Source organism: Streptomyces sp. NPDC086554 (assembly GCF_040686095.1).
GTDB lineage: Bacteria > Actinomycetota > Actinomycetes > Streptomycetales > Streptomycetaceae > Streptomyces.
Window position 1 is genome coordinate 63413 of sequence record NZ_JBFBJK010000009.1, and the last position, 25709, is coordinate 89121.

The 25709-nt window shown below is 69.7% G+C and carries 27 protein-coding genes; 17 read left to right on the forward strand and 10 right to left on the reverse strand.

Going from position 1 to position 25709, the window contains the following annotated elements; all coding sequences use genetic code 11:
- Positions 1-860: 860 nt before the first annotated feature.
- Complete coding sequence (locus AB0O76_RS16520; protein ID WP_365491551.1) at positions 861-1640, reverse strand: chitosanase; 780 nt, start codon at positions 1638-1640, stop codon at positions 861-863.
- Positions 1641-1946: 306 nt separating this feature from the next.
- Here AB0O76_RS16520 and AB0O76_RS16525 point away from each other — a divergent pair, with 306 nt between their 5' ends.
- On the forward strand, positions 1947-2594 hold the full coding sequence (locus AB0O76_RS16525; RefSeq protein WP_365490837.1) for a DUF4360 domain-containing protein: 648 nt from the start codon (positions 1947-1949) through the stop codon (positions 2592-2594).
- 60 nt (positions 2595-2654) lie between these two features.
- On the opposite strand, the gene AB0O76_RS16530 is transcribed toward AB0O76_RS16525, so the two are convergent.
- A complete protein-coding gene (locus AB0O76_RS16530) occupies positions 2655-4838 on the reverse strand; it encodes an alpha-N-acetylglucosaminidase (RefSeq protein WP_365490840.1) in 2184 nt (727 codons plus the stop codon).
- A 162-nt stretch (positions 4839-5000) separates the two neighbouring features.
- Between AB0O76_RS16530 and AB0O76_RS16535 the strand changes: the two genes are divergently transcribed.
- From AB0O76_RS16535 to AB0O76_RS16580, 10 genes are all read left to right on the forward strand, one after another.
- Complete coding sequence (locus AB0O76_RS16535) at positions 5001-5354, forward strand: helix-turn-helix domain-containing protein (protein ID WP_365490843.1); 354 nt, start codon at positions 5001-5003, stop codon at positions 5352-5354.
- Between the two features lie 328 nt (positions 5355-5682).
- Positions 5683-6117, forward strand: a complete 435-nt coding sequence (locus AB0O76_RS16540) for a cupin domain-containing protein (protein ID WP_365490846.1) — start codon at positions 5683-5685, stop codon at positions 6115-6117.
- The gene (locus AB0O76_RS16545) at positions 6114-7178 is read left to right on the forward strand and encodes a class I SAM-dependent methyltransferase (protein ID WP_365490849.1); all 1065 of its coding nucleotides are present in this window, start codon (positions 6114-6116) and stop codon (positions 7176-7178) included. The genes AB0O76_RS16540 and AB0O76_RS16545 overlap by 4 nt, the downstream gene beginning before the upstream one ends.
- A 2-nt stretch (positions 7179-7180) precedes the next feature.
- The gene (locus tag AB0O76_RS16550; protein ID WP_365490852.1) at positions 7181-8467 is read left to right on the forward strand and encodes a beta-ketoacyl-[acyl-carrier-protein] synthase family protein; all 1287 of its coding nucleotides are present in this window, start codon (positions 7181-7183) and stop codon (positions 8465-8467) included.
- Positions 8464-9702: a beta-ketoacyl-[acyl-carrier-protein] synthase family protein gene (locus tag AB0O76_RS16555; RefSeq protein ID WP_365490855.1), complete on the forward strand. Its 1239-nt coding sequence runs from the start codon at positions 8464-8466 to the stop codon at positions 9700-9702. Before AB0O76_RS16550 ends, AB0O76_RS16555 begins: the two co-directional genes overlap by 4 nt.
- The gene (gene acpS / locus AB0O76_RS16560) at positions 9681-10115 is read left to right on the forward strand and encodes a holo-ACP synthase (protein WP_365490858.1); all 435 of its coding nucleotides are present in this window, start codon (positions 9681-9683) and stop codon (positions 10113-10115) included. The genes AB0O76_RS16555 and acpS overlap by 22 nt, the downstream gene beginning before the upstream one ends.
- Positions 10116-10159: 44 nt before the next feature.
- Positions 10160-10420: an acyl carrier protein gene (locus tag AB0O76_RS16565; protein WP_365490861.1), complete on the forward strand. Its 261-nt coding sequence runs from the start codon at positions 10160-10162 to the stop codon at positions 10418-10420.
- A 1-nt stretch (position 10421) separates the two neighbouring features.
- Positions 10422-10865, forward strand: a complete 444-nt coding sequence (locus AB0O76_RS16570) for an SRPBCC family protein (RefSeq protein ID WP_365490864.1) — start codon at positions 10422-10424, stop codon at positions 10863-10865.
- 7 nt (positions 10866-10872) lie between these two features.
- Entirely contained in the window at positions 10873-11859 is a 987-nt protein-coding gene (locus AB0O76_RS16575; RefSeq protein WP_365490867.1) for a PfkB family carbohydrate kinase, read from the forward strand.
- A 34-nt stretch (positions 11860-11893) separates the two neighbouring features.
- Positions 11894-12724 carry a cyclase family protein gene (locus AB0O76_RS16580; protein ID WP_365490870.1) on the forward strand — a complete coding sequence of 277 codons (831 nt, stop codon included), beginning with the start codon at positions 11894-11896 and terminating at the stop codon, positions 12722-12724.
- 31 nt (positions 12725-12755) lie between these two features.
- On the opposite strand, the gene AB0O76_RS16585 is transcribed toward AB0O76_RS16580, so the two are convergent.
- Positions 12756-13421: a response regulator transcription factor gene (locus AB0O76_RS16585; protein ID WP_365490873.1), complete on the reverse strand. Its 666-nt coding sequence runs from the start codon at positions 13419-13421 to the stop codon at positions 12756-12758.
- A 401-nt stretch (positions 13422-13822) separates the two neighbouring features.
- On the opposite strand from AB0O76_RS16585, the gene AB0O76_RS16590 reads away from it, so the two are divergent.
- The 3 genes from AB0O76_RS16590 (at position 13823) to AB0O76_RS16600 (ending at position 17099) form a co-directional block, all read left to right on the forward strand.
- Positions 13823-15643 carry an alpha-L-fucosidase gene (locus AB0O76_RS16590; protein ID WP_365490876.1) on the forward strand — a complete coding sequence of 607 codons (1821 nt, stop codon included), beginning with the start codon at positions 13823-13825 and terminating at the stop codon, positions 15641-15643.
- A gap of 206 nt (positions 15644-15849) precedes the next feature.
- Positions 15850-16209: a hypothetical protein gene (locus AB0O76_RS16595; protein ID WP_365490879.1), complete on the forward strand. Its 360-nt coding sequence runs from the start codon at positions 15850-15852 to the stop codon at positions 16207-16209.
- 197 nt (positions 16210-16406) lie between these two features.
- On the forward strand, positions 16407-17099 hold the full coding sequence (locus tag AB0O76_RS16600) for a DUF4232 domain-containing protein (protein ID WP_365490881.1): 693 nt from the start codon (positions 16407-16409) through the stop codon (positions 17097-17099).
- Between the two features lie 70 nt (positions 17100-17169).
- Here the strand turns inward: AB0O76_RS16600 and AB0O76_RS16605 are convergent, their stop codons facing one another.
- Both AB0O76_RS16605 and AB0O76_RS16610 read right to left on the reverse strand, forming a co-directional pair.
- The gene (locus AB0O76_RS16605) at positions 17170-17424 is read right to left on the reverse strand and encodes a DUF397 domain-containing protein (protein ID WP_365490884.1); all 255 of its coding nucleotides are present in this window, start codon (positions 17422-17424) and stop codon (positions 17170-17172) included.
- Positions 17421-18245: a helix-turn-helix transcriptional regulator gene (locus tag AB0O76_RS16610; RefSeq protein ID WP_365490886.1), complete on the reverse strand. Its 825-nt coding sequence runs from the start codon at positions 18243-18245 to the stop codon at positions 17421-17423. The genes AB0O76_RS16605 and AB0O76_RS16610 overlap by 4 nt, the downstream gene beginning before the upstream one ends.
- Before the next feature lie 156 nt (positions 18246-18401).
- Here AB0O76_RS16610 and AB0O76_RS16615 point away from each other — a divergent pair, with 156 nt between their 5' ends.
- Complete coding sequence (locus AB0O76_RS16615) at positions 18402-18836, forward strand: ATP-binding protein (protein ID WP_365490889.1); 435 nt, start codon at positions 18402-18404, stop codon at positions 18834-18836.
- On the opposite strand, the gene AB0O76_RS16620 is transcribed toward AB0O76_RS16615, so the two are convergent.
- Positions 18817-19341 (reverse strand): PadR family transcriptional regulator, encoded by a 525-nt coding sequence (locus AB0O76_RS16620; protein ID WP_365491554.1) that lies wholly within the window; start codon positions 19339-19341, stop codon positions 18817-18819. The genes AB0O76_RS16615 and AB0O76_RS16620 overlap by 20 nt on opposite strands.
- A 77-nt stretch (positions 19342-19418) precedes the next feature.
- Here AB0O76_RS16620 and AB0O76_RS16625 point away from each other — a divergent pair, with 77 nt between their 5' ends.
- Positions 19419-20816 (forward strand): MATE family efflux transporter, encoded by a 1398-nt coding sequence (locus AB0O76_RS16625; RefSeq protein ID WP_365490891.1) that lies wholly within the window; start codon positions 19419-19421, stop codon positions 20814-20816.
- Here the strand turns inward: AB0O76_RS16625 and AB0O76_RS16630 are convergent.
- Together AB0O76_RS16630 and AB0O76_RS16635 are read right to left on the reverse strand one after the other, a co-directional pair.
- Positions 20791-21723 carry a hypothetical protein gene (locus AB0O76_RS16630; protein WP_365490894.1) on the reverse strand — a complete coding sequence of 311 codons (933 nt, stop codon included), beginning with the start codon at positions 21721-21723 and terminating at the stop codon, positions 20791-20793. The genes AB0O76_RS16625 and AB0O76_RS16630 overlap by 26 nt on opposite strands.
- A gap of 216 nt (positions 21724-21939) precedes the next feature.
- Complete coding sequence (locus AB0O76_RS16635) at positions 21940-23415, reverse strand: MFS transporter (RefSeq protein WP_365490897.1); 1476 nt, start codon at positions 23413-23415, stop codon at positions 21940-21942.
- A 94-nt stretch (positions 23416-23509) separates the two neighbouring features.
- Between AB0O76_RS16635 and AB0O76_RS16640 the strand changes: the two genes are divergently transcribed.
- Complete coding sequence (locus tag AB0O76_RS16640; RefSeq protein WP_365490899.1) at positions 23510-23905, forward strand: helix-turn-helix domain-containing protein; 396 nt, start codon at positions 23510-23512, stop codon at positions 23903-23905.
- 164 nt (positions 23906-24069) lie between these two features.
- Here the strand turns inward: AB0O76_RS16640 and AB0O76_RS16645 are convergent, their stop codons facing one another.
- Both AB0O76_RS16645 and AB0O76_RS16650 read right to left on the reverse strand, forming a co-directional pair.
- Complete coding sequence (locus AB0O76_RS16645) at positions 24070-24711, reverse strand: hypothetical protein (RefSeq protein ID WP_365490902.1); 642 nt, start codon at positions 24709-24711, stop codon at positions 24070-24072.
- A 67-nt stretch (positions 24712-24778) separates the two neighbouring features.
- Positions 24779-25687, reverse strand: a complete 909-nt coding sequence (locus tag AB0O76_RS16650) for a TIGR03619 family F420-dependent LLM class oxidoreductase (RefSeq protein ID WP_365490905.1) — start codon at positions 25685-25687, stop codon at positions 24779-24781.
- Between the last annotated feature and the right edge of the window lie 22 nt (positions 25688-25709).

Below are 25709 nucleotides of genomic sequence, written 5' to 3' on the forward strand. Positions count from 1 at the left end.
AGTAGGGGGTGGGACGGGGGCTTTGCTGGGCCTGTGGTGGTGTTCGTGCCGGGGCCGCCCGGTTGTCCGGAGTCTGGCGGTTCCGGGCCGGGTGTAAAGGGCGCTCCGCTGCGCTGCGCGTCGGCTGCGCCGATTGCGCTTCGCTTCACCCTTGACACCCGTCCCTCCACCGCGAGAGGCGTGATGACCGGGCGGCCCTGGAAGCGGGGCTCACGGGGACCACCCGGCGGGTCATCCGGCTTCGCGGCCGGGTGCGGACTGGTTCGGAGCAGCGCGCCGCATCGCTGGCGGGGCGCGCGGCCGGTCCGGGGATGGGTCCCGGTCTCGTCAAGCGTCTGACGGCCGGATCTTCCGGGGTGAGCGTCACGGTCGTGGGCAGGTGGGGGGTGGGGGACCTACTTTGGAAAAGTAGTGTTCTGGCACAAGGGGGGCGCGCGCCGCTACGAAACGCAACTTTGCCGAAGTAGGTTCCCCACCCCCCTCTCGCCCTTCTCGCGGCCGGGGCCGGTCGGTAGACGCTTGACGAAACTGGCCACCCATCCCCGGACCGGCCGCGCGCACCCTCCCCTCCCACCCGCCGGTGCGCTGTAACGAACTGGTCCGCACCCGGCGCTCAAGCCGGATGACCCGCCGGGTGGTCCCCGTGAGCCCCGTTTCGTGGCCGCCCGGTCATCTCGCTTCTCGCGGTGGAGGGGTGGGTGTCAAGGGTGGAGCGAAGCGCAATCGGCGCAGCCGACGCGCAGCGCAGCGGAGCGCCCTTGACTCCCGGCCCGGAACCGCCACTCTCAGGCCAACCGGGCGGCCCCGGCACCAATCAAGCACCGGCCCGGCAAAGCCCCGCCCGCCCCCGCCCAGAACCCTCAGCCAATCCGGTAAGAGTCCCCGTACACCTTCCACTCCAGCGGCGGATCCAGGTTCAGGTTGCCCTTCTGGAGGAACACCCGCTGCGCCGTGTCCACACGGCTCGTGTCCTCGTGCGCCTCCTCCTGCTTCATCGCCCAGACCCTCGCGTCGAGGAACGCGTTCAGGTAGTCCGTCTCGTCGCCGCCCTGCGACGGGGGCTGCGCCGAACCCAGGGCGCGCTTGCGGATGTTGCCGAAGCTGGTGCTGTCGCCGCCGTCGCCGTGCATGACGATCGCGTCGTAGTACGCGAACTGGCCCAGTACGCCAAGGCCGTCCGCCTTGCCCTGCTCGACCGCCGGGTTGAAGTAAACGCGGTCGCGCTCGTCGTTCTGCGCTTTCTGGAACTCCGGGTCCTCGGCGGCCTTCTCCCAATCGCCCACGTACGTGGGGTCCAGCCCCTCGTGGGAGTCGGTGCCGTCGACCTCACGCAGGGCGGGGAGGTACTTGGCGAGGATGTTGTCGGGCTTGCGGTCGGTGTACAGCTCGACCAGGTCCAGCATGTCGCCGGTGCCGGAGCAGAAGCCGATGATCCCGGCGGTGTAGCCGCGGCCGTCGCCGATGTCCTCGCAGTAGCGGTAGTAGTCCTTCCAGTTGAGGTCGGAGTTCTCCGCGCTGCACACGATCTTCATGGCGATCTCCTTCTTCGCCGGATCGTCGAGGCCGCCCGCCTCGGCGGTCGGCGCGGCCCCCGCCGTCTGCGAGGCGATGACCGGGCCCGCGACGAGCGCGGCGCCCATGAAGGCGAGCAGGGTGCGGCGTGAGGTGAGCGTGCGCGGGGGTATGTGGGGGGATTGCACGAGGGCCTCCAGAGGGGGGGAATCCAGGGGGAGTTCATCGTTCCGCGTACTGTTAGGAAGGTTTCCTACCAGAGATTGCGCGTGACGTATACCCGTCAAGATGCGAAGAGCCCGCGGCGCCGAATGGCCGGACATCGCCCTGGGCGCCGCCCTCATTGGTCCGTACGATCCCCTCGCTCACGCAATCCGCTCCACGCACCACAGGCACTTCTCCGACCCCCCTCCTCAGTAATGGAATGGAGAATCATGGCTGGTGCACTGCTGCTGAGCGGCGCCGTCGCCGCTCTGTTCGGCTCGACGATCCCGGCACAGGACACGTCCGCGACCCTCGACCCGCCCCCGGACAAGATCGTGATCGAGGTCGCGACGGTGAACGGCTCCGGCTGCCCCCTGGGCTCCGCGGCCGTCGCCGTATCCGAGGACAACACGGCCTTCACGGTCACCTACAGCGACTACCTCGCCCAGGCGGGCGGCGCCGCGGACCCCACCGCGTTCCGCAAGAACTGCCAGCTCAACCTCGTCGTGCATGTGCCGCACGGCTTCACGTACGCGATCGCCAGCGCCGACTACCGCGGCTATGCCTCGCTCCAGCCGGGCGCCAAGGCCACCGAGAAGGCGTCGTACTACTTCCAGGGCTCACCGGACACGGCCTCGATCAGCCATGAGTTCAAGGGTGCGTACAACGACAACTGGCAGGCCAGCGACTCCACGGAGTGGGGTCAGCTCGTCTGGGCACCCTGCGGTGTGCAGCGGAACTTCAACATCAACACCGAACTGCGCGTCGACGCGGGCACCTCGGACCCCGCGAAGACCAGCTTCATGACGATGGACTCGACGGACGGGGACATCAGCACGATCTACCACATGGCGTGGAAGGAGTGCCCGAAGTCCTGACCGGACTCGGCCGTGCCCCCGACTCCCGCCGGGGGCACGGCCGTTGGGTCGGCGGGCTCCTCAGCTCCTGGCCGCAAGGCGGGCGCGCACCTGAAGGGCGATCTTGTACGTGTCGCCGGTCGGCCGGGTCACGAGCGGTCCCGGCTCGCGAATCCAGCCGTCCTCGATGGCGAACCAGTCGATCGGCTTCGGCGCGCGCCCTTCCGTGAGTGCCGCCCGCAGCTCCTTGAAGTACGTGTCCCAGCGCAGTCGGTAGAGGCCGCCGACGAGTCCCGCCCACTCTCTGTTGGCGTAGTCGCGAAGGCCCGCGTCCGCCCCGGACCTCGTGCCCCACACGGTGAGCAGCGACAGCTGGTCGTACGCCAGCCGGTCCCTCTCCGTGGCGTCGGCGCCCCACGAACGGGCGTCCGCCACCCAACGGCCCAGGAGGTGCCGGGAGTCGGTGGCCATCAGCTTGTCGAGCAGGTCCATGAGTGCGAGCCAGTCGCGCGTCAGCTCGTCGAAGCGTGGGGTGTCCTTGGCGTCGTACGCCTGCTTGATCCGAGGGAGGAGGGTGCGGCTTCGGTTCGAGAGTGACTGGCGCGCCACGTCCAGGACGTCCCTGCGGTACGCGGACGAGTCGCGCAACTCCCTTCGCACGGCCAGGAGTTCGCCCAGCGCCGGCTCGAACTCCGACGGTTCGTACCGCATCGCCTGCGGCGACCATGCCGCCGCCGACTTTGCCGCCAGGCTCGGTCGCGCGCCGAAGAGGCCGTCCGCGCCCTCGGACCACTCGTCGGCGCGCGTCGTGCCGTACGCCGTGCGGCGCAGGATGTCCCAGGCGGCTGCCGCGTGCGGGTCCGCCGCGCCGTAGCGGGTGACGGACCACTCGGCGAACCAGTCATCAAGGGCCAAGTCACCCGTGCGCCAGGCCAGTTCGGAGAACAGCTCGAACGCCGCCGGGTTGTTGTCGGCCGCTTCCGGCATCAGCGAGATGCCGGACAGTGCGCTGCCCTCCTTGGTGCGCCACGTCTCGTACAGCTCGGCCCAGTCCGGGGTGTTGGCGCCCAGTGTCGTGTGTCCGCCGAAGTTCCAGATCGAGCCGAAGGTGTAGGGCGTCGAGTTCCAGTCGGACTCGCGGTCGGTGATGTTGGGGAAGCGGTCGGAGAGGCCGTCCACCACCAGCATCCGGGACTTGTCCACGGCGTCGACGATGGCCTTCGGCGGGTTGCTCTGCCAGCCGAGGATCACCCACGTCGCGCCGGGGTGCGCGGTCTGGAGTGCCTTCTCCACTGCCTTGGCCGCATCGCCGACGGGGACGTCCCCCGGCTTTCCGCCCTCGTGGAGGAGGTCCATCTTGTACATGGTCGATGGGCCGAACAGGTCGTCCTGGGCTCGGTAGAACGCGGCGGACACGCGGGTGAAGTGCTCCGTGCGCGGGTCCAGCCAGTCCGGGCGCGTGAAGCCGACCCAGTCGCCCTGCGGCACCGTCTTCGCTCCTGGGTTCTTCGCCGTGAAGTCCGGTGGGACCGTGCCGAAGTAGCCGGGGAACACAGGGGTCATGCCCAGCTCGCGGACGCGGTCCGCGATGCGACGGCCCAAGGCGGCCCGTCTGTCGAGGAGTTGGCGCGACATCGGGTACGGGAACGCCGACATGTTCTGCAGGAGCCACCATGGCTGGTGCGCCGGGGCCGGGATCCACTCCCGCAACTCCTGGTCGGAGTAGCCGAACTCCTGGAGCACCCGGTGGTAGAGCGCGTCCGCGCCCACGTACACGAGGACCTCGTTGTAGCCGTGCAGCGCGAGGACGTCCAGCTCGCGCTCCCAGTACGACCAGTCGTGGTACGCCCCCGTGTAGCCGTCGTTCGTGTCGTTGAGCACGAAGCGGTGCGGGGTGTTGGCGCGGCCGTTCAGTGGTCTGTCCGGGGCGGGGAGCCGGTCGGGGAGGTCCGTCTGGCTGCCCGCCCAGGTGATGTTCGTGTGGGTGGTGTGCTTCAAGTAGTGGCGCAAGCCGGTGAGTTGGACTGCCGGTGTGCGTCCGGTGATCGTGATGTTCCCGCGGCTGCCGGACACCCGGAACGTGTCGGCGGGGCCCGACGTCTCGAAGGTGAGCTGTTCCCAGTGGCGGGGGAGCAGGCGCCGGGCGGCATCGGCGGCGGGGGGCCGCCCGGCCGGTGTGCTGTCGGCGGAGGCTCCGGAACAGGCGACCGTGGCGCCGGTCGTGCCGGCGATGGCGGCCAGGAAGGTGCGGCGGGCCAGGGGCATGGTGAAGGGATACCCTCCCGGTTCGGCGGTGCTCGACGGGCGTGGACGGCGCCCCACGATGAAGGGGACGGCGGGCTCGGTCAAGGACCCGCGCGGGGTGCCGCCGGGGTCGCGTGACGCCCACCGCTTCGATAGCCGAAGCGGTGGTGTTAGCGTCGGCGGATGAGCACACCGCTGCCCGGCAGGCCGACCGGTGCCTCCACCACGGGGCGCCCGCTGATGGCCGCGCTCGATCTGTTCGGACGGCGCTGGAGTCTGCGGATCGTCTGGGAGCTGCGGGAGGACCCGCTGGGCTTTCGCGTGCTGCGGGAGCGCTGTGACGCCATGTCGTCCAGCGTGCTGCGCCAGCGCCTGACCGAACTGCTCGAAGCGCGTCTCGTCCAGCAACTGCCGGACAGTACCTATACGTTGACCGCGCTCGGCCGCGAGGCTCATCAGGCGCTGCTGCCTCTGGATGCCTGGGCCCGGCGGTGGGCTATCGAGGTCGGCGCCGACTCGGCAGCGGATCGGCCTTGAGCGCCTCGCCCATCAGCGAGACGGCGGTCTTCAGCGTACTGAGCGGGCGGAGCATGAGCGTGGCCTCGGCCAAGTTGCCGTCCGTGTCGACCTGTTGGATGAAGGCGCCGTAGACGGGCTCCTCTCCGACGCTTGCGTTGAACGTCGCGTCGAGGGCGGTGCGGCAACCCCCGTACCCCTCTTGGGACTTTGTCCCGCGCCCGTGGGCGATCCGCCCCGGAATTCCCGGCCTCAAGTCCCGACGTCAGAGGCGGTCTATGCCCATAGATGAGGACGCCGCCGCCGAATTACGTTCGTTGTCATTCCCTTCACGGAAAGGCAGCAGCACATGAAGCGCGTGCACAGGACAGCGGTCAAGGCCGAGATCGTCCGCGAACCGGGAGCCAAGGAGACCACCCACCGGAAATTGATCGACACACCGGACGGCGCCGATCGGTTCGTCCTCACCGAATTCGAAGTTTCTCCCAACGGCTCCACACCGCCCCACTATCACGAGTGGGAACACGAGATCTATGTGCTCGAAGGTTCGATGGGGCTCGTCATGCCGGATCTCGGCAGGACCGAGGAAGTCGGCCCGGGCGACGCCATCTTCATACCGCGCAACGAACCCCACGGATTCGTCACCGGGCCCGACCAGACCTGCCGGTTCCTGGTCGTCGCACCGTGCGAGCGGCCGCCCGTGCGCAACGTCTTCCTCTCCGACGACCCGTACGAGTACACGCAGAACCCCCAGTACGTGAGCCTCGTGGAGGGCGGCAAGTGACCGCCCCGGTCGTAGCCGCCGAGCGCCGCGCCCTCGCGCCCTACGAGGACGCCCCGGACCCCGGCCCGCTGCTCGCCCTGAACTTCGGGTTCGCCCGCGCCAGGGTCCTCGGCACGGCCCTTGACCTCGGCGTGTTCACCGGCCTCGCCCGAGGGCCCCGCGGCACGCGGGGGCTTGCCGCCGAACTGGGCTGCGACACCGCCGCGTTGCGTGCACTGCTCGCCGCCCTGGAGGAGCTGGGTCTCGTCGCGGGCGGTGACGCCGAGAGCTGGGTGCTGACCGAGGTCTCCCGCGCCCAGTTGGTCGAGGGCGGCCGTGGCTATCTCGGCGACCACTTCGCGGACGTACTCGCGGAGTGGGAGCAGTGGAGCGGGCTCACGGAGTTGGTGCGGCGAGGTGGGCACGGCGGGGGTGAGCTCGGTGCGCCCGAGGCTCGAGGGCGGTATCCCGGCATGTTCTGCGGGATCTTTCCCGTTGCCGTGCGCACCGCCTTTCGGGTGGTGCGGGAGCTGGCGCTGCCTGCCGCCGGTCGTGTGCTCGACTTCGCGGCCGGCAGCGGGGAGTGGGGCATCGCGTTGGCCGCCGCCGATCCGGAGGCGCGGGTGGTGGCCCATGACCATCCCGAGCTTCTCGGCGCCGCGCGCGAGCGGGCGGAGGAGTTCGGTGTGGCGGGGCGGTTCCGTTTCGTTCCCGCCGACTTCACCGGGGATGTGGAGAAGGGGGCCATCAGGGCGCCCTTCCCCGACGGCTGCTTCGACACCGTCGTACTGGCGCATCTGAGCCGGTTCGCGGGACCGGCCGCCACGGAGCGGCTCGTCGCCGAGTGCGCCCGGCTGCTGAGTCCCGGCGGCACGCTCCTGGTCGTGGACGTCATGCGCCAGGAGCCGGGGCGGCCCGCCCTGCACCGGCCGATGATCGCGCTCAGCCTGCTGGTGAACACCGAGGCGGGCGCGGTGCAGGAGGAATCCGCGTACCGCGCGGTCATGGAGAAATACGGGGTGACGGCGAAGGAGTCATTCACGCCCGGCCTCATCACGGTCCTGACTGGAGAAAGGCGTTAGTGGTGCGAGAAGTGGTGGTCACCGGGCTCGGTGTGGTCAGCCCGGCCGGCATAGGAACAGAAGAATTATGGAAAACGATCTCAGCGGGAAAGAGCGTCACCAAACCCCTTTCCGACATCACGAGTTCGGCGCTCTTCGGAGACTTCGACTTCCTTTCGGACTCGATCGCCGAGGTCGACGGGTTCGAGGAGCAGATACCCGCGCTGCCGCCCGAGGTGCAACGGCTCGACCGCTACACGCAGTTCGCCGTCGCGGCCGCCTACCAGGCCGTCCGTGACGCGGGCCTCGAACAGGGCGGATACGATCCCGATCGCGCCGGACTCTCGCTGTCCACGGCGATCTGCGGCACCCCGCGCATGGAGGAGGAGTTCCTGCGGGTGACCGACGAGGGCCGTAAGCCCATCGACCCGGCGAAGGCGGGCCGCGATCTCTACCTCGCCTCGATGTCGAACACTCCGGGCACGATCCTGTCCGCGCTGCTCGGCATGCGGGGCCCGTGCGTGACCCTGTCGACGGGCTGCATCGGCGGCGTCGACGCGGTCGGGCACGCCTACGAGACGATCCGGCACGGCGACGCGGACGTGATGATCGCGGGGGCGAGCGAGGCACCGATCACGCCGGTGACCGTGGCGTCCTTCGAGATCATCAACTGTCTCTCGCGCTCGCACAGCGACCGGCCCGAGGCCGCATCGCGCCCGTACGACGTGGGGCGCGACGGATTCGTGCTCGGCGAGGGTGCCGGAGTGGTCGTCCTTGAGTCGCGCGAGCACGCGGAGCGGCGGGGCGCCAGGTCGTACATGACGATCGACGGCTTCTCGCACACCTCCAATGCCGCGCACATGACCGATCTGCTGTCCGACGGCGCGGATCTGACCCGCGCCATGACTCAGGCCGTAGCGGAGGCCGGCCTGCGTCCCGAGGACATCGATCACGTCAACTCGCACGGCAGCTCCACCCCGCAGAACGACACCTGCGAGACCAGCGCGCTCAAGCTCGCCCTGGGCGAGCGTGCCCGGGAGATCCCGGTGAACTCGGCCAAGTCCATGGTCGGCCATGCGCTGGCCGCGGCGAGCGCCATGGAGATCGTGCTCTGCGCCCTGGAGGGCAAGCACTCCTTCGTCCATCCGACCGCCAACTATGAGACGCCGGACCCGACGTGCGACCTGGATTACGTCCCGGGGGCAGGACGCCCGTGGGACGGCGACACGATCCTCAAGGGCGCCAGCGGATTCGCCGGGCTGCACGCGGCGCTCGTCACCCGTGCCGTACGGGAAGGGGCCCACCGATGAGCGTCGTCATCACCGGAATCGGCGCGGTCACGCCCGCCGGCATCGGCATCGATCCCCTCTGGGACAGCGCACGCGACGGCACACCGCTGGTCGGCGCCATCGACCGGTTCGACGCGTCGGAGTACGCGTGCGACGCCGCGGGTCAGGCGGGCTTCGATGCCCGCGCCGAACTGCCGTCCCGCTTCGTCAAGCGCACCGACCGCTTCACGCACCTGTCCGTGCACGCCGTGCGCCAGGCACTCGCGGACGCCCGCGTCACCGTGGGCGACCAGGTCACGCCGGAGCGGACCGGCGTCATGGTCGGCAACATCCTGGGCGGCTGGGAGTTCGCCGAGCGGGAGCTGCGCCACCTGTGGACCGACGGTCCGCGGGCCGTAAGCCCCTACCAGGCGACCGCCTGGTTCCCCGCAGCGCCGCAGGGCAACATCTGCATCGACCAGGGGATCAAGGGCCCGGCCCGTACGTACGTCGCCGACCGGGCCAGCGGTGCGTACGCGCTGATCGGCGCGGCGGAGTCGCTGCTTCGCGACCGCGCGGACGTGGTGGTCGCGGGAGGCGTGGAGGCGCCCCTTTCGCCGTACGGCTGGCTCTGCATGGAGACCAGCGGGCTCGGCGCCAAGTCCCGCGGTTCGCTCGCACCGCACGAGCTGTACCGGCCCTTCGACGCGGGCCACGGAGGCAGCGTCTTCGGCGAGGGCGCGGTCTTCCTGGTCATGGAGCGCCGCGAGCACGCCGAGCGGCGCGGTGCCACGATCATCGGCGAACTGGCCGGTTGGGGCGTGACCACGGACGGCTACATGCCGTACTACACCGTCGAACCCACCGGACAGGTCCTTGGCCGCGCCATGCGGACCGCCACCGAACGCGCCGGGATCACCGGAGCCGACCTCGGCGCGGTCTTCGCGCATGGCTCGGGCATCCCCTTCGAGGACGTCACGGAGGGGTACGCGCTGCACGAGGCCTTCGGCCCGAGGGCACGCCAACTGCCGGTCACCGCGCCCAAGTCGGGCTTCGGGCATCTGCTGGGAGCTGCGGCGCCCGCCGATACGGCGCTGGCACTCCGGGCGATGCGCGAAGGGGTCGTACCGCCGACGGTGAACCTGGACCGCAGGGCGCCTGGCATCGACCTCGACCTGGTGGCCGGTTCGGCGCGCCAGGTCTCCGGCCTGGAGCACACGCTGGTGGTCTCGCGCGGCCTGGGAGGTGTCAACGCATGTCTGCTGCTGAGGCGTTGACCGCGAGAGGAACCACAGGGGTCCTTCCCGCGCTCGCGGGCATCCGCGCCGTGGGCATCGACGTCGTCGACGTCGAGCGGTTGCGGGGCATGGTCGAGCGGCGCGGACAGCGGATTGTCGAGCGCCTGCTCACGGTCAACGAACAGGCCCTGTGCGACGGTTCGCCGCGGCACCGCGCGTACCGCATGGCGGGCCGGATCGCCGCCAAGGAGGCGGTGCGCAAGGCGCTCGGCGGATACGGCGAAGGGTGCGGCTGGCTCGACGTCGAGATCGGCCGCGACGCGTCGGGACAACCGGTGCCCCGGCTGATGGGCCGGGCCGACGAGGCCTTCCGGCGCGCCGCCTACAGCGGCCTGCACGTGAGCATCTCGCACGAGGCGGGCGTCGCCGTGGCGATCGCCGTCGCCGACTGACGGTGGATCAGGATTCCAAATACACCAAGGAGTACGTGAGTTCCATGAATGTACGAGAGAACGTGGTCACCGTCATGCGCGGTGCGGGCTTCGAGAGCGAGGAGCTCGCCGACGACCGGCGCATCGCCGAGGACCTGGACATCGACTCGACCGAGCTGGTCGAGGTCGTCGTCGCCCTCGAACAGCACTTCGGCATCAGCATCGACGCGGACGCCGAGGGCGGCTTCCGCACCTTCCGCGACCTCGTCGACTGCGTGGACCGGCTGCTGTCCGCGGGCGCGGGCGCAGGCGCGGTGAGGAGCTGAGATGCCCAGGATCGAGAACAGCATCGTCATCGAGGCCGACGCGCGGCACGTCTTCGACGTCACCAACGACATCGACCGCTGGCCCCGTCTCTTCGACGAGTACAGCCACGCCAAGGTGGTCTCCGAGGAGCGGGAAGGACGTTGGACCGAGATCCTCTTCGAGCTCAGCAACCCGGAGGGTTCCACCTGGACGTCCTGGCGGCTGCTCGACCACCGGGAGCTGACGGCGGTCGCCGAGCGGCGCGATCCGCTCTTCCCGTTCCGCTATATGCACCTCAGGTGGAGCTACCGGCAGGTGCCCGAAGGGACGCTGATGACCTGGGTGCAGGACTTCGAGGTCGACGACGAGTTCGATGTCCCGCTGCCAACGGTCGTGGAGCGCATGAACGCGCACACCCGGCAGAACCAGACGGGCATCAAGCGGAAGATCGAGTCCGGGGTCTGAGTGCCCTGTGCCCATCGCAGTCACGGGGGTCATCGCGATGGACCACCTCATCACCTTCCCGGGCCGCTTCCCCGTGCGGCCGGTCACCGGCCGGCCGCACGTCGCGTCCCTGACGTTCCTCGCCGAGCGTCTGGAGACCCGCAGGGGCGGCACGGCCGCCAACATCGCCTACGGGCTCGGCAGACTCGGCCAGGACCCGGTCCTGGTGGGCGTGGCGGGCTCCGACTTCGCCGACTACCAGGTGTGGCTCAAGCAGCACGGCGTCGACACCGATTCCGTACGCGTCGTGCCGGGCGAGCCCACCGCGCGGCAGGTGTGCACGACCGATATCGACGGGCATCGGGTCAGCACGTTCCGGCCGGGTGCGACGCGTTCGGCGCGGGCCCGCCCGCTGCGTTCCGTCGTGGAGCGCACGGGCCGCATCGACCTGGTGATGATCGCGCCGGGCGACGACCCGGCCACGATGCTCCGGCACACGAAGGAGTGCCGTGCGCTGGGGCTGCCGTTCGCGGTCCACATCGCACGGCAGATCTCCGGGATGAGCCGGGCGGACGCCAAGTCATCCGTATCGGGGGCGCGTTGCCTCTTCGTGGGTGAGGAGGAGTCCGGATTCCTGCGGGACGCGACCGGCTGGAAAGCCGAGCAGCTCCTCGACCGGGTCGGGGCGTGGGTGACCGCGCTCGGCCCGGACGGGGTGCGGATCGAGCGGGCGGGCCACCGGCCGTCCCTCGTCCCCGCGATCGGCTCGGTCACGGTGGCCGATCCGGCCGGGGCGGGGGACGCGCTGCGGGCCGGCCTGCTGGCCGGCGTCGCGCGCGGCATCCCGCTGGAGCGGGCGGCCCAACTGGGCTGCGCCCTGGCCTCGTTCGCTCTGGAGTCACCCGGCTCGCAGGAGTACCCGATGGACGTACGCGTCCTGCTGAACCGGATCAGGGGCGCCTACGGGCACACGGCGGCGGCCGCGATCCGCCGCCTGCTCACCTACGCGGCATGAACCTCAATGACAGAGAGAGTGAGACGTACCGACCATGTACGTGGACCTGAGCATCCCCATCGGCCGCCGGGCGCCCGGCGTCGAGTTCGAGCAGTGGCTGCACCGCGACGGGATCCGCCAACTGTCCCGCAGGATCAGGGCGTTGCCCGGTGACAGCAGAAGGGACAGGTACGTCAACTATTGGCGCTGGCTCACCGGCGCCCGGCGTCTGCGCGAGCGTGACCTGCCCGGCGGCTGCTTCCTCTCCAACGAGTTCTACCGGATGTCCGTGCACCAGGGCACGCACGTCGACGCGCCCTTCCACTACGGCCCCGAGTGCGCGGGAGAGCCCGCGAAGAAGGTGATGGACCTGCCCCTGGAGTGGTTCAGCGGCCCTGGAGTCGTGCTCGACGTCCGCGGCTGCGGGGGCCGTGTCACGGCGACCGGCGTCAAGGAGGCGTTGGACGCGGCGAGTTCGGGTCTTGGGCCCGAGACGGTGGTGGGGCCCGGGACGGTGGTGCTGTTCCGCACGGACTCCGATCTGCGGCTCGGCACTCCCGCGTACTACACGGAGTCCACCGCCATCACCCCCGAGGCCGTCGACCACCTCCTCGACCTCGGCGTGAAGGTCCTGGGCACGGACTGCTGGAGCTTCGACGGCCCGGCCCGCGCGATGGTGGAGTCCTTCTACGACACGCGTGACCCCGGGGCGCTGTGGCCCACTCATCTGCACGGCAGGAAGCGGGAGTTCATCCAGATCGAAGGCCTGGCGGGGCTGCGGGGGCTGCCGCGGGCCCCGTTCACCTTCATGGCCTTCCCGATCGCCCTCGCGGATGCGGGCGCGGCATGGTGCAGGGCGGTGGCGCACGTACAGGAGCCGCGGTGAATTACCCAATTGCCGAGGAATTCCACCCACCTTACGGGTCGGTCGCCAGATCTCCTTGCCGGCCCAATGAGCGTTTTGCGTACAGCACGGTCTGTACGCGATTGGGTGTGCCCAGTTTGGCGTAGATACGGCTGAGATAGTTTCGGACAGTCTTCGGGCGTAGCCCGAGATGCTTGGCGATGCAATCCGTTTCGTGGTCGTCGGCCACCAGCGACAGAATCTGCCGCTCGCGTTCCGTCAGCATCGCGAGGGGCGAGTCGTCGCCGCAGCCGCGGCCCGCCATCAACTGAAGGATCGGGCCCGCGGTGGCCGCCGTGAACGCGGCGCCGTCGCGGTGCACGGCGAGCAGCGTCTCGCGCAGTTCGCCGGCGTCGATGCTGCGGGAGAGATACGCGTTGGCGCCGGCCACGAAGGCTTCTCGCATGTAGACCGGCTGCTGGTTGGAGGAGAGGATGACGATCCGTACGTGGCCGGACTCGCGGCGGACCGCCCGGATCGCGTCCACACCGCCCGTGCCGGCCACGCCGAGCCCCATCACGACGAGCTGCGGGCGGTGCCTGCGTAACTGCGCCACCGCCGATGCCGCGTCATGGGTTATCGACACCACACAGAATTCCGTAAAGCCGTCGAGAAGCTTTCGGAAACCTTCGAGCACCAGTTGTTCGCTGTCGACGAGCAGGACCCTTATCGATGACACTGAAGACCCCCCTGGGTTCCGCATTCACGACTGTGAAAGATCAGAACATGGGGGCATCAAGTGTCCCGCTCCTTGCCCCCGTTGGCTGATTCTCATCGTCGATGAATATCTGCCTCATCCGATGCTACACCACTGGACGAATCACTCTTCTGGTTAATTGTCAATTATGCGGCGGGCGCCTTTCGGTGATTGATCGCATTTCGGTTGAACTTTTCATTGGCGTGGGTGGCCATGGGGTGTCCATGGGGTGGGCCCGAGGGGTGACGGTTGCGGGCCAGTCATCGGAGCGATGCACCGCGAACCAGCCAACATCCAGTGCATGGGGGTCAGTTGGGCGCATTGACATCCGATGTATTCCTCCCTACGTTCCCGAGCGACCCCTCAACCTCAGGAGCCGCCCCATGCGCAAGAGAGCCGCCGGACCAGCCCTGCTCCTCGCCGCCTCATTGGCCTTCGCCGTCGTCCCGCAGGCGACCGCGATGCCGGACGATGCCCCGGAGCCGGTCGCGGGCCCCGGTACCGACCACGCCACGGACGACCCCTTCACCGCCGACCGCACCAACTGGTTCCGCCAGGACCGCTTCGGCATGTTCATCCACTTCGGCGCGTACTCGAACCTGGAGGGCGAGTACAAGAAGGCCGACGGCTCCGTCTGCCGTGACGCCGAGTGGATCCAGCGCCAGTGCGACATCCCGCAGGCCGCGTACGAGAAGCAGGCCGCGACGTTCAACCCCGCCGACTTCGACGCCAAGGCCGTGGTCAAGGCGGCCAAGGACGCGGGCATGCGCTACATCGTCATCACGTCGAAGCACCACGAGGGCTACGCGATGTGGCCGACGAAGGTCAACGACTACAACCTGCGCGACCACTCCTCCTTCGACAAGAACCGCGACATCCTCGCCGAGCTGAAGAAGGCCTCCGACGACGCGGGCATCAAGCTCGGCTTCTACTACTCGATCTGGGACTGGCACGACAAGGACTTCCCCGACCCGGCCACGTTCCCCAAGTACGAGAAGCGGATGCGCGCCCAGCTCAAGGAGCTGGTCGACAACTACGACCCGGCGCTCCTCTGGTTCGACGGCGAGTGGGACACCGACAAGCCCAACAACCCCTGGACGGCGCGGGACGGCGAGAAGCTGGAGGCCTACCTCCGCGACCTCGACCCGGACCTGGTCATCAACAACCGCGTGGGCAAGCGCCGCGTCGTCGACGGCGACTACGGCACCCCCGAACAGGAGATCCCCGGAGCCCCCGTCGACGGCCAGCTCTGGGAATCCTGCATGACCCTCAACGACCACTGGGGGTTCGCCCGTTACGACCAGAACTGGAAGTCCGCGGCGACCCTGACCCGCAACCTCCTCTCCACGACGTCCCGCAGCGGCAACTATCTCCTGAACGTCGGCCCCGACGCCCGTGGCCGCGTCCTGCAGCCCTCCGTCGACCGCCTGAAGCAGATGGGCGACTGGCTGCGTACGTCGGGCCAGGGCGAGGCGGTCTTCGGCGCCCGCTACGGCGGACTCGTCGAGGAACCGGCCTGGGGTTCGGTGAGCCGCAAGGACGACAAGCTCTACGCGGCGGTCACCCAGTGGCCGACGGACGGTTCCGCCCTGCATCTCAAGGCGCGCACGGACTTCAAGGTCACCTCGGCGCGGGTGCTCGGCAGCGACCAGCGGGTGGAGGTCACCAAGTCCGGTGACGGGTACGACATCAAGCCTTCCGGAGCGGCGACGAACGACACCGCCACGGTCATCGAGCTGAAGGTCGATCCCGGCCCGACGGCCCGCCCCGGCAAGGGCAAGGGCCTGAAGCAGGAGATCTTTGACAACGCAGAGCTGAGCGGCACGCCGAAGATCACCCGCACCGACGCGACGGTCAACCACGCCTGGAAATACGAGGGTTCACCGTCCACGACCATCCCCTCCGACAAGTTCAGCGTCCGCTGGACGGGCAAGCTGGAGCCGCGCCGCTCGGAGACGTACACGCTGACGACCGTCTCGGACGACGTGGCGCGGGTGTGGATCGACGGCAAACTGGTCATCGACTCCTGGACGCCGCATGAGCCGAAGATCGACAAGGCGCAGGTGAAGCTGACGGCGGGCACCCGCCACTCCATCAGGATCGACTACGCGGAGAACACGGGCGAGGCCCACATGAAGCTGCTGTGGTCGAGCCCCGGTCAGGAGCAACAGATCGTCCCTGCCTCGCAGTTGTACGAGGGCTGACGCGGGCGCGTGCCCCAGGGAAGTCCCGTGGTGGCGACCGGTTTGGCGGAAAATGCCCCCATCTGGAACCTGGCTGGTTTGTCGGTGACGGAGGACCGCAGGACTGCTGCTAGACCAGAAGGGCACCTGCCGAGACGTAGCCGCCGAAGGGCGGAGGCGGCTCCGGCGATCCGTCCCGTTGGCACTACGAGTGTGAGGTGGACTCCGTGGCACTTGCCTTCAAAATCATCAGGTTCAACGGGATAGAAGGGAGTTGTCAGAGCCAGACGGTGAACGAGGAGTCTTTCAAGTTCGATTTCCCGATCCGCAGGGACTGGAACGACCACCCCATCGTCGACGTGGCGCTGAAGTACTTCGACATCGAGTACCTGAACGGCGGTCAGCCCCTTGAGTACGTCGTCAACCGGGAGTTGGCAAAGGTAGAGCTGGAGGACTCCGGCCACGATTCCGGCACGGTCAAGGCGACGGTTCAGATACGTCCGGTCAACCCTGCGGCAGCTCCGTCGTTCGGCTACCGGGCGACGATCCACGCTTTGGTCATCGCGGACCTCATGTGGCCCGAGTGACCGCTGCGGGACTACCCCGCAGCGCCGGCTCCTTGGCATCCACCCGCTGTCCGCAGCCACTGCCTCACGATCGTGGCAGGTCAGGCGTGCGTTAGGCGGATGTTAGCGGGGTGGGAGCTGGGCGTTAGCGGCCCCGCTCAGAGTGGGTGTTGTTCCGAGGGACGGAACAACACCCACTACTTTTCGGGGGATTTGCCATGCGTTCCAACACCGCTGTCCGTGCCACTCGTCGCCGCAGCCTGCGCGTTGCCGCCGCCGCCCTTGCCGTCGCCGGGAGCCTCGCGCTCACGGCCTGCAACGACGAGGACGTCACGGGACAGGGCGACCCGTCGGCCGCGTCCAGCGAGTCGTCGTCGGGCGGCGGTTCCGGCTCGGGCGGTTCGGAGCAGGGTGGCGGCGAGGACACCTCCGGGAACAGCTCCGGCGGGCAGGGCACGAACGCCGGTACCGGCTCGAACGAGAGCGGCAAGACCGACAAGTGCCGTACCGACGAGCTGGAGGTCACGGCCTCGGACAGCACCATCGACGGCGACACCGAGGGCTCGGTCGCGGTGACGTTCAAGAACGGCGGCGGCCGGGACTGCGCCATGTCCGGTTTCGCGGGCGTCGACCTCCAGACCAGCGAGGGCGCGCTGTCCGCCAAGCGCAGTGGCCAGCCGGCCGACCGGATCATCCTTGCGGACGGCAAATCGGTGTCCTTCAGCATCAGCTACCCGATGAACGACTCGGGCGGCTCCGGTGTCCGCATCACGGGTCTCGTCGTGACCCCGCCCGGCGAGACAAAGTCGGTCACCCTCGACTGGCCGGGCGCCGCGACGCTGCCCGTCACCGACGGCTCCGGCTCCCCTGTGAACGTCCACCCGATCGGCAGCGCCGGCCAGGGCGACTGAGACTTCCGACTTCTTCAGTAGGGACATGTCGTGAGTGGATTCATTGCCAGGCGCCGGGCAGCTCGTTGGGTCACGATGACGATCGAGTAGCGGCGTACGACACGAAGTCCGCCCAGGCGCGGGGCTCCAGGGAGAGTTGGGGCCCTGCCGGGTTTTTGGAGTCGCGTACGTGGATGGTGGTGGGGCAGGGGGCGAATTCCAGGCAGTCGCCGGAACCCCCGCTGCTGTAGCTGGACTTGCGCCAGTCCAGGGCGACTTCTACGCAGTCGTCGCCGTCGCCGCCGCTGTAACTGCTCTTGAACCAAGCCAGTTCGGGGGTGCTCATGCTGCTCCTCGCATCCGCTCCAGCAGGCTCACCGAATGCTCGAACGAGAGAGCCTGTGCGCGCATCCTGGCATACCGCATCTGGAGGACGCTGATCTCTTGGGGGGCGGAGATGAGCTGGCCGCTCCGCTGTCCTTCGGAGTAGGCGAACCACTGGTTCTCCGGAGTCTCCAGCAACCGGATGGAGCCGTCCAGCCCGGCATGACTAGCCCGTACCACCGGCATGATCTGCACCTCGATGTTCCGGCGCTCGGCGAGCCCAAGCACATGGTCGATGAGTTCCATGGTGACCTCATGCCCGCCCATCCCGCGAAGGAACAGGTGTTCCTCCAAGATGAAGCTGTACGCCGTGTTGGGCCGCTCCGTCAGCAGTCGCTGCCTCTCCACCCGTGCCGCGAGCTGCGCCTCGATCTGCTCGTCGCCCAGCGGCGGAAGCTGATTGACGAAGAGCGTCCGAGCGTACGCGGCCGTCTGCAACAGGCCTGGAATCAACCGGCATTCGTACGTGCAGAGAGCCACCGCCTCCTGCTCCAGGAGGGCCCACTGGCGGAACCAGGTCGCGAGACCCGGCTTACGGGACAGTTGGTTCGCGGCGAGTCGCAGCGTGCCGAACGCGTCGAGCGCGGCCTCGCACTGGTCGACGAACCCCAAGGGTGGCAGCCGCCTGCCCTGCTCGATGGAGGCCAGGAAGTGCGAGGAACAGCCGACCTCGTCGGCCAGTCCTTCCTGGGTGACCCCGGCGCGTTTGCGAAAGCTCTTGAGGACTGCGCCGAAGGTCTTCAGACCGTCCGACGGCTCGGGCTCTTTCCTGCTTGACGACATCACGGGTAACCCCCGACGCTCGTGTGCTGATCCCCGCCAACGGCCCCATGGTCACGGTCCGTTAACCCACCTGTCTACCCTTCGTACTCGTACGCTGACGGAGCGTACGAGTCTGGTTTCTGGTGTACGGGTTCCTGTACGGCCACGGTTGGCGCCATGCCGACCCAAGCCCAACCCACAACCCCCATCAGGGAATTCACCCAGCGCCTGAGCGCCACGCCCCGAGGCGCCCGCCTAGCCCGGCGGCTGGCCAGGTATCACCTGGACGGCTGGGGCATCCCGTACGACAGCGAACTCAACGTCACCGCCGAGGCGATCACCGCCGAGTTGGCGGCGAACGCCGTGACCCACGGTCGCGTACCCGGCAGAGACTTCGAGCTGCGGCTCACACTCCACCCGCACACGCTCCGTATCGAGGTGTCCGACACGCTGACCGAGCGCAGACCTCCGCAGAGTCCCCAACTCCCGGAGTCTGAGGGGGAGTCGGGCCGGGGTCTGGTGATCGTGGCGGCGCTGGCGAAGGAGTGGGGTGTGGTCGGACGGGGCGTAGGAAAGACGGTGTGGGCCGATGTCACCTCTCCAAGGCGCTGATGGCCTCGGCCAGCCACTTCTTCTCCTCCGTGCCCGTCGCGCGGGCGATCCGGAGCATGCCCTGGCGGAAGAGGTCGGGCGCCTCCTCCGCCCTCACCGGCTTCCCGTCGCGGTAGAAGAAGCTCGCCGGGGTGTCCAGGAAGGCCTGGCGGCGGCGGAGTACGGCGGCCTGCTCGGCGGGGTCGGGGAGGTGGCGCAGGAAAGCGAGCAGCGTGAAGAAGCGCTGCCCGTCGGTGATTTCGGCGTCCTTGGGATCCCGCAGCCGGGCGAGGAGCCGGTTGCGGCCGGCTTCGGTGAGGGAGAGGACCCGGCGGGGCGCGGCGCTGCTGCCCGGTTCGGTGTGCTGCTCGACGAGGCCCGCTTTCGCGAGCCGGGTGATCGCCGGGTAGAGGGCGCCGTCGCTCACCGGGCGGATGTGCCCGCTCAGGCCCTGGATACGGGCCTTGAGCTCATATCCGTGCAGCGGCTCTTCGTGCAGAAATCCCAGAATCGACAACTCCAGCATGCGAGGCATGCTATCTCTTTCCGCTGTACCTCGAAACGAGGTATACCTGGCGGAGCGGAAAGAGGGGGAGGGCGGCCATGGGCGACCCGAAGGAACACCGACACCGCCTGGTGTCACTGGCGTACCCGGTCTACTTCGAGCTCCTCGCGGGGGTCACGGCCGGGATCATCAACATGGTCTGGGTGGCCAGGCTGGGCGGCGACGCGGTCGCCGCGGTGGCCGTCGCGACGAACGTCGAGAACGTGCTGCTCGGCGTGATCCTCATGGCCGGGTCGGGTACGACCGTCCTGGTGGCCCGCGCGAGGGGAGCGGGAGACCCGGCGGCGGCGCGCTCGGCGGTACGGGGCGGCTGGGCGCTGTGGGCGCTGATCACCCCCGTGGTGGCCATCGGCGGCTATCTGTGCCGGGAGCCGCTGGCCCGCCTGGTGCTCGGCGGGGGCGGAGGCGATGCCCTCTCCCTGACGACGGACTACTTCGCGATCGCGCTGCCGGGCATGGCGGTCTACTTCGCGACCAACGTCGTCGACGGCATCCTCAAGGGCGCGGGCGACACCCGTACGCCGATGCGGCTCGCCCTGCTCGCCAACGGCTTGATCCTCGTACTGGATCCGCTCCTCATCATGGGGTGCGGGCTCGGCGTGCGGGGGGCGGCGATCGCCACGGTGACCGGGCGAACGGTGGCACTCGTATGCGGGGTCTTGGCGCTGCGGGGCGGTGTCGCGCCCCGTCAGGGGCGCGGGGAACTGCGCGACCAGCCCCCACCGGCCCGCAGGTCCATCACCGCAAACCCAGCAAAGCGCCTGGCCGCCGACGCACGTCGGACCGCCGCGACCGGCCTCCCGATGTCGGCGGACTTCGTCGTACGGATGGCGGGGACGCTGGCGCTCGTCGCCGTCGTCGCCCGGATCGGCGTCGACGAGGTCGCCGCGTACGGCATCGCGACCAAGGCCATGTATGTCGCGACCATGGCGTTCTACTCTGTCCGCCAGGCTGCCGCCATCCACACCGCCCATCTGCTCGGCGCGGGGAGCGACGCGCGCCGGGCTGTAGGGCGCCAGGCACTGCTCGTCGCCGGGGCGCTGGGGCTGGTCGCCGCGCTGGTGCTGCTTGCTGCGGGCCCCTGGATCATGCGGGGCTTCGGCGCCGGGGGTGAGGTGGCCGACGCGGGGGCGCTCTATCTGCGGTGCCTGGGGCCGTACTTGGTGCTGCTCGCCTGCTTCATCGCGCTGGGCGGGGTCTTCGAGGGCAGCGGCAAGAGCCCGGCCCTGGCCCGCATCACGGCATTCGGCACCGCGGTCCAACTGGCCCTCGCCCACGCCCTGTCGGGCCTCGGCCTGCCCGGCATCTGCCTGGCCATGGCGTTGTCCATGGCCCTGCAGTGCGGGGCGCTCGCGCGCCTCTACCGGCGGGCGGGGCGGCAGCGGGAGGTGGACCTCACCGGCTCCGGCGTCAGCCGCAGAAGCGCCCGGTGGTGACCGCGCCGCCCCCGTTCTCGTCGTCCGTGCCGAGGGCGGCGAGTTCCGAGCCGGGGAGGCAGTGCAGGGCCTCGATCTTGTGGCCCTTGAACTTCCGCAGGACCTCGGGCGACTTGGCGAGCGTCAGGCGCCACTTCCCTGCGTCGGTGACGGCGAGCCTGCCCGCCTCGCTCACGGCCGAGTCGAACGGGCCGTCGTCACCGGCGTCCGAAGCCGAACTGATGAGGATGCGCCCCGACTTGGTTACGTCGATGTCCGAGGCGTGCCGGACGTCGCCGCCCGGGTAGGGCGCACGGAACTCCGTCTTCGACACCGCGCCGAACTTGGACTCGCCGTAGGAGTTGATCGAGAACGGCGCCGCGTACAACGTGGCCGGACGGTCGCCCGTGCCCCGGTCGGCCCAGACCGCGGCCAGCTTTCCCTTCTGCGAGGTCAGCGTGAAGCTCTCGAAGTCGTCGCCGTTGCCGATCGCGGGGAGCGGCGAGATGTCGAGGACCTCCACCGCCTCGCCGGAGTCGGTCAGCTTCAGGTGGTAGACGAGGCCGCGGCTCGCGACCGCCACGTACTCGTCCGAGGTGCCCGGCACCCGGTCGAGCGCTTCCAGGTCGACCGGCTCGGCGCCGCCCTGCCAGGTGAGCGGCGCGGTATCGGGGGTCTGCCCCGGCCCATAGGCGACCTCGGCGATGCGATTCTGGCCCGGCTTCTTGTTGTCGCGTACGACGAGGGCGCGGAACGTGTCACCCGAGCGGGAGGCGACGGCGAGACCGCTGATGCCGGACTGCAGGTCGTACCCGACCTGCCGCCAGTCGGCGGGCGCCTTCGGCTGGGCCGGGGACAGGCCGGCCGTGACGAACACGGCAACTGCCGCGCCGAGTACGGACATTGCGATCAGTGCGGACTTACGCATGGTCAGGGACCTCTCGCTCGATCTGCGACGCGCGTAGATTCACGGCTGGCCGGACGGTAGTGGCCCGGCAAGGCGTGAGGCAAGCAACGTGCCTGAACCGGGCTAAGCGGCCCCGGTGAAGTCCGGTGCGGTACCGCGCCCCGTAAGGGGCGCGGGGAACTGCGCGACCAGCCCCCACCGTCCCGCGGGTTCATCACCGCACTTCCCGCGGAGCGCTTAGCGGGCGCTTCGTACGGCAGCCTCCTCGCGGCGGCCGGGTGTCGGCTCGACGGTGACGGTGGGGCGCCGCCGCCCCGGCCGCAGCACCGTCGCCGCGACGGCGAGGCCGAGCGCCGCGATCCCGGTGGCGACCCAGAAGGCGAGCCGGTAGCCGTCGGCAGTGGCCGCCAGGGTGCGCCCGCCGTCGGCGAGCAGTCCCTCCGTGCGGCTCGCGGCCAGTGTCGTCAGCACGGCGAGGCCCAGCGAACCGCCCACCACCTGCGTGGTGTTGAAGAGACCCGAGGCGAGCCCCGCGTCCTCCTCGCGCACCCCGGACATCGCGAGCCCGGTCACGGCGGGCATCGCGGCGGCGAATCCCGCACCGAGCAGAATCATCGGGGGAAGGACGTCGGTGACGTACGAACCATCGGCGGGCAGCCGGCCGAGCAGGGCGAGACCGGCCGTGATGAGGGTGAGCCCCGCGAGCAGCGGGCGGTAGGGGCCGAACCGGCCGATCAGCCTCGCGGACACGCTCAGCATCAGTACGCCGATGATGACGGGGGCGGGGAGAAAGGCGAAGCCCGTCTTCAACTCGCCGTAACCGAGGACGCGTTGGAAGTAGAGGGCGCCGATGTACTGGAAGCCGTACATCCCGGCGATCATCGCGATCTGCACCGCGTTGGCGCCGGTCAGCGACCGGGAGCGGAAGACGCGCAGGCGCAGCAGGGGGCGGGCGGCGCGGGCCTGGCGGACGGCGAAGGCGGCGTACAGGGCGAGGGAGAGCGCGGCGAGGCCGAGGGTGGCGGACGTTCCGTGCCCGGCGGAGCCGACGATCGTGAAGACGGTGAGCATCAGCGCACCCGTGATGAGCGCCGCGCCCGGATAGTCGGCGCCGCCGCCGAGCCCTGTGCCGCGGTCGTTCGACAGGATGCGCACCGCGGCGACGAGCGCGACGACACCGATCGGCAGATTGATCAGGAAGATCCAGTGCCAGTTCAGGGTCTCGGTCAGCGCACCGCCGAGGAACGTGCCGAGCGCACCGCCCGCAGCGCCGACCGCGCTGAACACCGCGATGGCCTTGGCCTGTTCGCGCGGTTCGGGGAAGAGTGCCACCAGCATGCCGAGCACGACGGCGGAGGTCATCGCCCCGCCGACACCCTGCACGGCGCGCGCCGCGATCAGCATGCCCTGGTCGGTGGCGACCCCGCAGAGCACGGAGGCGGCGGTGAACAGGGCGAGGCCCCACACGAACATCCGCTTGCGCCCGACGAGATCACCGAGCCGCCCGGCAAGGAGCAACAGACCGCCGAAGGCGATGAGATAGGAGTTGACCACCCAGGCGAGACCCGGCGCGGAGAAGCCGAGATCGCTCTGGATGGCGGGCATCGCCACGGTCACGATATTGCCGTCGATGATCGTCATCAGCAGGCCCGAGGACAGTACGGCGAGCGAAGCCCAGCGTGAGCGTGGTGTGGTGGAATCAGCCTCGGACATGATGATGGAAACCCTCCATGAACTGCATAGGTGCACGACTTGTAACGGGACTCATCGTGGGTGACCATGGAGGCGTCGAGAAGGAGGCACTTCAATGTCCCAAGGGAACACCGGTGTTACCTCGCAGGTGGTGAACGCGCAGGCGTGCCCGGTGCGGGAAGTTCTTGACAGGGTGGTCGGGAAATGGAGCGTCCCGATCCTGGTCGCGGCGGCGCACGGGCCGATCCGCTTCACCGAACTGGAGCGCAGCATCGACGGAATCAGCCGCCGCATGCTGACCCTGACACTGCGGAATCTGGAGCGCGACGGCCTGCTCGTACGGACGGTGCACCCGACGGTCCCGCCGAAGGTGGAGTATGAACTGACGCCGGTGGCCGAGGAGTTGCACGGCACGCTGCTCAAGCTGACGGGCTGGGCGGAGCGCCACCGCGTGACGATCGCCGAGTCGCGGGCGGCGTACGACGAGCGGCGGGAGCCGGTGGACGCGTAGCCCCGCCGGGTCTTCGGTTCGGCAGCGCCCCGAAGGGGCGCGGGGCTGTGACATGTGCGGCTCCGCCGCGAAGGGGGTCCCCCCTGTTCGAGCGAAGCCGAGAACTTGGGGGAGCGACCAGCCACGACGGACCCGCGGACGAGTACCGCACTTCCCACGGGCACCTAGCCTGCCCTGCGCGGTGAGGCCAGCAGATAGTGGCTGCCGCCCGGCCGCTCGGCATGCTCGCTGACCTGCCAGCCCGCCGCCGACAGCGCGGCCGCGCACGCCCGCAGCCGCTCGGCCGACGCGTCGCGCACCGCGACGGCCTCCGGCTGCGGGGTCTCGCCCACCTCGTAGCCCTCGGGTCCCGGCCGGCAGCCCGCCGCCTCCAGGGCGAGCGCGGCGGCCTGGACGAGATGCGTCCGCTCCCAGGCGCAGGGGCGGTCCCGCGCGCCGTCCGCGTTGGTCATGCGGCGCATTTCGAGGAGGCCTTCCCAGGCGCTGCGTACGTCGCGGGCGCGGGCGGGGCCGTCGGCGCCCGGCGGCGGTGCGGGCTCGGTGCCGGTGCGGGCGGCGAAGATGCCGGAGGGGGTGGCGGCGGCCGCGGGCGTCTCCGGGGAGGGAGCGGCCCGGCCCGGCGCCTCCTCCCGTATCCGATGTCCCGCGGGCGTCAGGAAGAAGGCGTGCGGCGGCCGGGGGTGCCGGAAGGCGAGGCGGTGGCGCACGAGTGCGGCCAACTGCGCCTCGCTCCCGGTCAGCCGTCCGGTCGCGGGGTCCGCGGCCTCGATGATGCGGCGCTGAGCGGCCGTCGGCGGCTTCGCCATGAGTCCACCTCTTCCCAGGTTCTTCTGCTCCTGGTCCCGATGGTGCCTCGCGCCACTGACAACGGCTTCAGCGAACGTCCCCCGTGGCGAGGTCGACGACCTTCTCCGCGACCAGTTCGAGTACGCGACGGTCGTCATCGGCGGTGCCCCGCTCGCCCGGCGTACCGGGGTAGGTGTCGAGCAGGACGTCCGTTGCGCCCAGTTCGACGAGGGCCTCCAGGTCGCCGCGGAGCTGGTCGACGCTGCCGTGGCCGAGGGGGCGCTCGGCCGTGTCCGGCTGCGGGGCCAGTCGGAGCTGAAGCCGCGGCACCAGGGCGGGAGTCGGCCGCCCGGCCGCTTCGGCCTCCCGCGCGATCAGGGGCAGCGCGGCGCGCAGTGCTTCGAGCGTCGGCATGAACGGGTGCCAGCCCTCGCCGAGGCGGGCCGCGCGGCGCTGGGCGGCGGGGGAGTTGCCGCCGACCCAGACGGGGAGGGAGGCCGTAGGGGCGGGGGCGGTGTGCACGCCTTCGTAGGAGACGTACCGCCCCTGGAAGGACGTCGTCTCCTCGGCCCACGCGGCGCGGATCGCGGCGAGGTACTCGTCGGTGATGGCGCCGCGCTCGCGGAAGGGGATGCCGAGCGTCTCGTACTCGGCGGCGGACCAGCCGACGCCTGCGCCGAGGACGAAGCCGGCGTCGCCGTTGAGCTGGTCGATGTTGGCGGCGAGGCGGGCGGTCTGGAGGGGGTGCCGGTAGGGGATCACGGTGATCGTGGTGCCGAGCCGCAGGCCCGGTACGCGCGCCGCGAGGTGGGCGGCGAGGAGGAACTGGTCGTAGAACGGGGCGGGGTAGACCCCGTGCACGTCCGGGGTGACGGCTATGTGATCGGAGATCATCGCGAAGGTGTAGCCGAGGTCGCGGGCGTCGGTGGCCTGGCGGGTGAGGGTCTGCGGGGTGGTACCGGACCCGAAGTTGAGGAGATTTACGCCGTATCGCATGAGGCCAGTCTCAGTGATCTTG

What these genes read in the sequence shown, in the direction of transcription:
- AB0O76_RS16520 (WP_365491551.1), bottom strand. Translation starts at nt 1,640, where the DNA reads ATGGGCGCCGCGCTCGTCGCGGGCCCGGTCATCGCCTCGCAGACGGCG.
- AB0O76_RS16525 (WP_365490837.1), top strand. Translation starts at nt 1,947, where the DNA reads ATGGCTGGTGCACTGCTGCTGAGCGGCGCCGTCGCCGCTCTGTTCGGC.
- AB0O76_RS16530 (WP_365490840.1), bottom strand. Translation starts at nt 4,838, where the DNA reads ATGCCCCTGGCCCGCCGCACCTTCCTGGCCGCCATCGCCGGCACGACC.
- AB0O76_RS16535 (WP_365490843.1), top strand. Translation starts at nt 5,001, where the DNA reads ATGAGCACACCGCTGCCCGGCAGGCCGACCGGTGCCTCCACCACGGGG.
- AB0O76_RS16540 (WP_365490846.1), top strand. Translation starts at nt 5,683, where the DNA reads ATGAAGCGCGTGCACAGGACAGCGGTCAAGGCCGAGATCGTCCGCGAA.
- AB0O76_RS16555 (WP_365490855.1), top strand. Translation starts at nt 8,464, where the DNA reads ATGAGCGTCGTCATCACCGGAATCGGCGCGGTCACGCCCGCCGGCATC.
- acpS (WP_365490858.1), top strand. Translation starts at nt 9,681, where the DNA reads ATGTCTGCTGCTGAGGCGTTGACCGCGAGAGGAACCACAGGGGTCCTT.
- AB0O76_RS16565 (WP_365490861.1), top strand. Translation starts at nt 10,160, where the DNA reads ATGAATGTACGAGAGAACGTGGTCACCGTCATGCGCGGTGCGGGCTTC.
- AB0O76_RS16570 (WP_365490864.1), top strand. Translation starts at nt 10,422, where the DNA reads ATGCCCAGGATCGAGAACAGCATCGTCATCGAGGCCGACGCGCGGCAC.
- AB0O76_RS16580 (WP_365490870.1), top strand. Translation starts at nt 11,894, where the DNA reads ATGTACGTGGACCTGAGCATCCCCATCGGCCGCCGGGCGCCCGGCGTC.
- AB0O76_RS16590 (WP_365490876.1), top strand. Translation starts at nt 13,823, where the DNA reads ATGCGCAAGAGAGCCGCCGGACCAGCCCTGCTCCTCGCCGCCTCATTG.
- AB0O76_RS16600 (WP_365490881.1), top strand. Translation starts at nt 16,407, where the DNA reads ATGCGTTCCAACACCGCTGTCCGTGCCACTCGTCGCCGCAGCCTGCGC.
- AB0O76_RS16605 (WP_365490884.1), bottom strand. Translation starts at nt 17,424, where the DNA reads ATGAGCACCCCCGAACTGGCTTGGTTCAAGAGCAGTTACAGCGGCGGC.
- AB0O76_RS16610 (WP_365490886.1), bottom strand. Translation starts at nt 18,245, where the DNA reads ATGTCGTCAAGCAGGAAAGAGCCCGAGCCGTCGGACGGTCTGAAGACC.
- AB0O76_RS16615 (WP_365490889.1), top strand. Translation starts at nt 18,402, where the DNA reads ATGCCGACCCAAGCCCAACCCACAACCCCCATCAGGGAATTCACCCAG.
- AB0O76_RS16620 (WP_365491554.1), bottom strand. Translation starts at nt 19,341, where the DNA reads ATGCTGGAGTTGTCGATTCTGGGATTTCTGCACGAAGAGCCGCTGCAC.
- AB0O76_RS16625 (WP_365490891.1), top strand. Translation starts at nt 19,419, where the DNA reads ATGGGCGACCCGAAGGAACACCGACACCGCCTGGTGTCACTGGCGTAC.
- AB0O76_RS16630 (WP_365490894.1), bottom strand. Translation starts at nt 21,723, where the DNA reads ATGCGTAAGTCCGCACTGATCGCAATGTCCGTACTCGGCGCGGCAGTT.
- AB0O76_RS16635 (WP_365490897.1), bottom strand. Translation starts at nt 23,415, where the DNA reads ATGTCCGAGGCTGATTCCACCACACCACGCTCACGCTGGGCTTCGCTC.
- AB0O76_RS16640 (WP_365490899.1), top strand. Translation starts at nt 23,510, where the DNA reads ATGTCCCAAGGGAACACCGGTGTTACCTCGCAGGTGGTGAACGCGCAG.
- AB0O76_RS16645 (WP_365490902.1), bottom strand. Translation starts at nt 24,711, where the DNA reads ATGGCGAAGCCGCCGACGGCCGCTCAGCGCCGCATCATCGAGGCCGCG.
- AB0O76_RS16650 (WP_365490905.1), bottom strand. Translation starts at nt 25,687, where the DNA reads ATGCGATACGGCGTAAATCTCCTCAACTTCGGGTCCGGTACCACCCCG.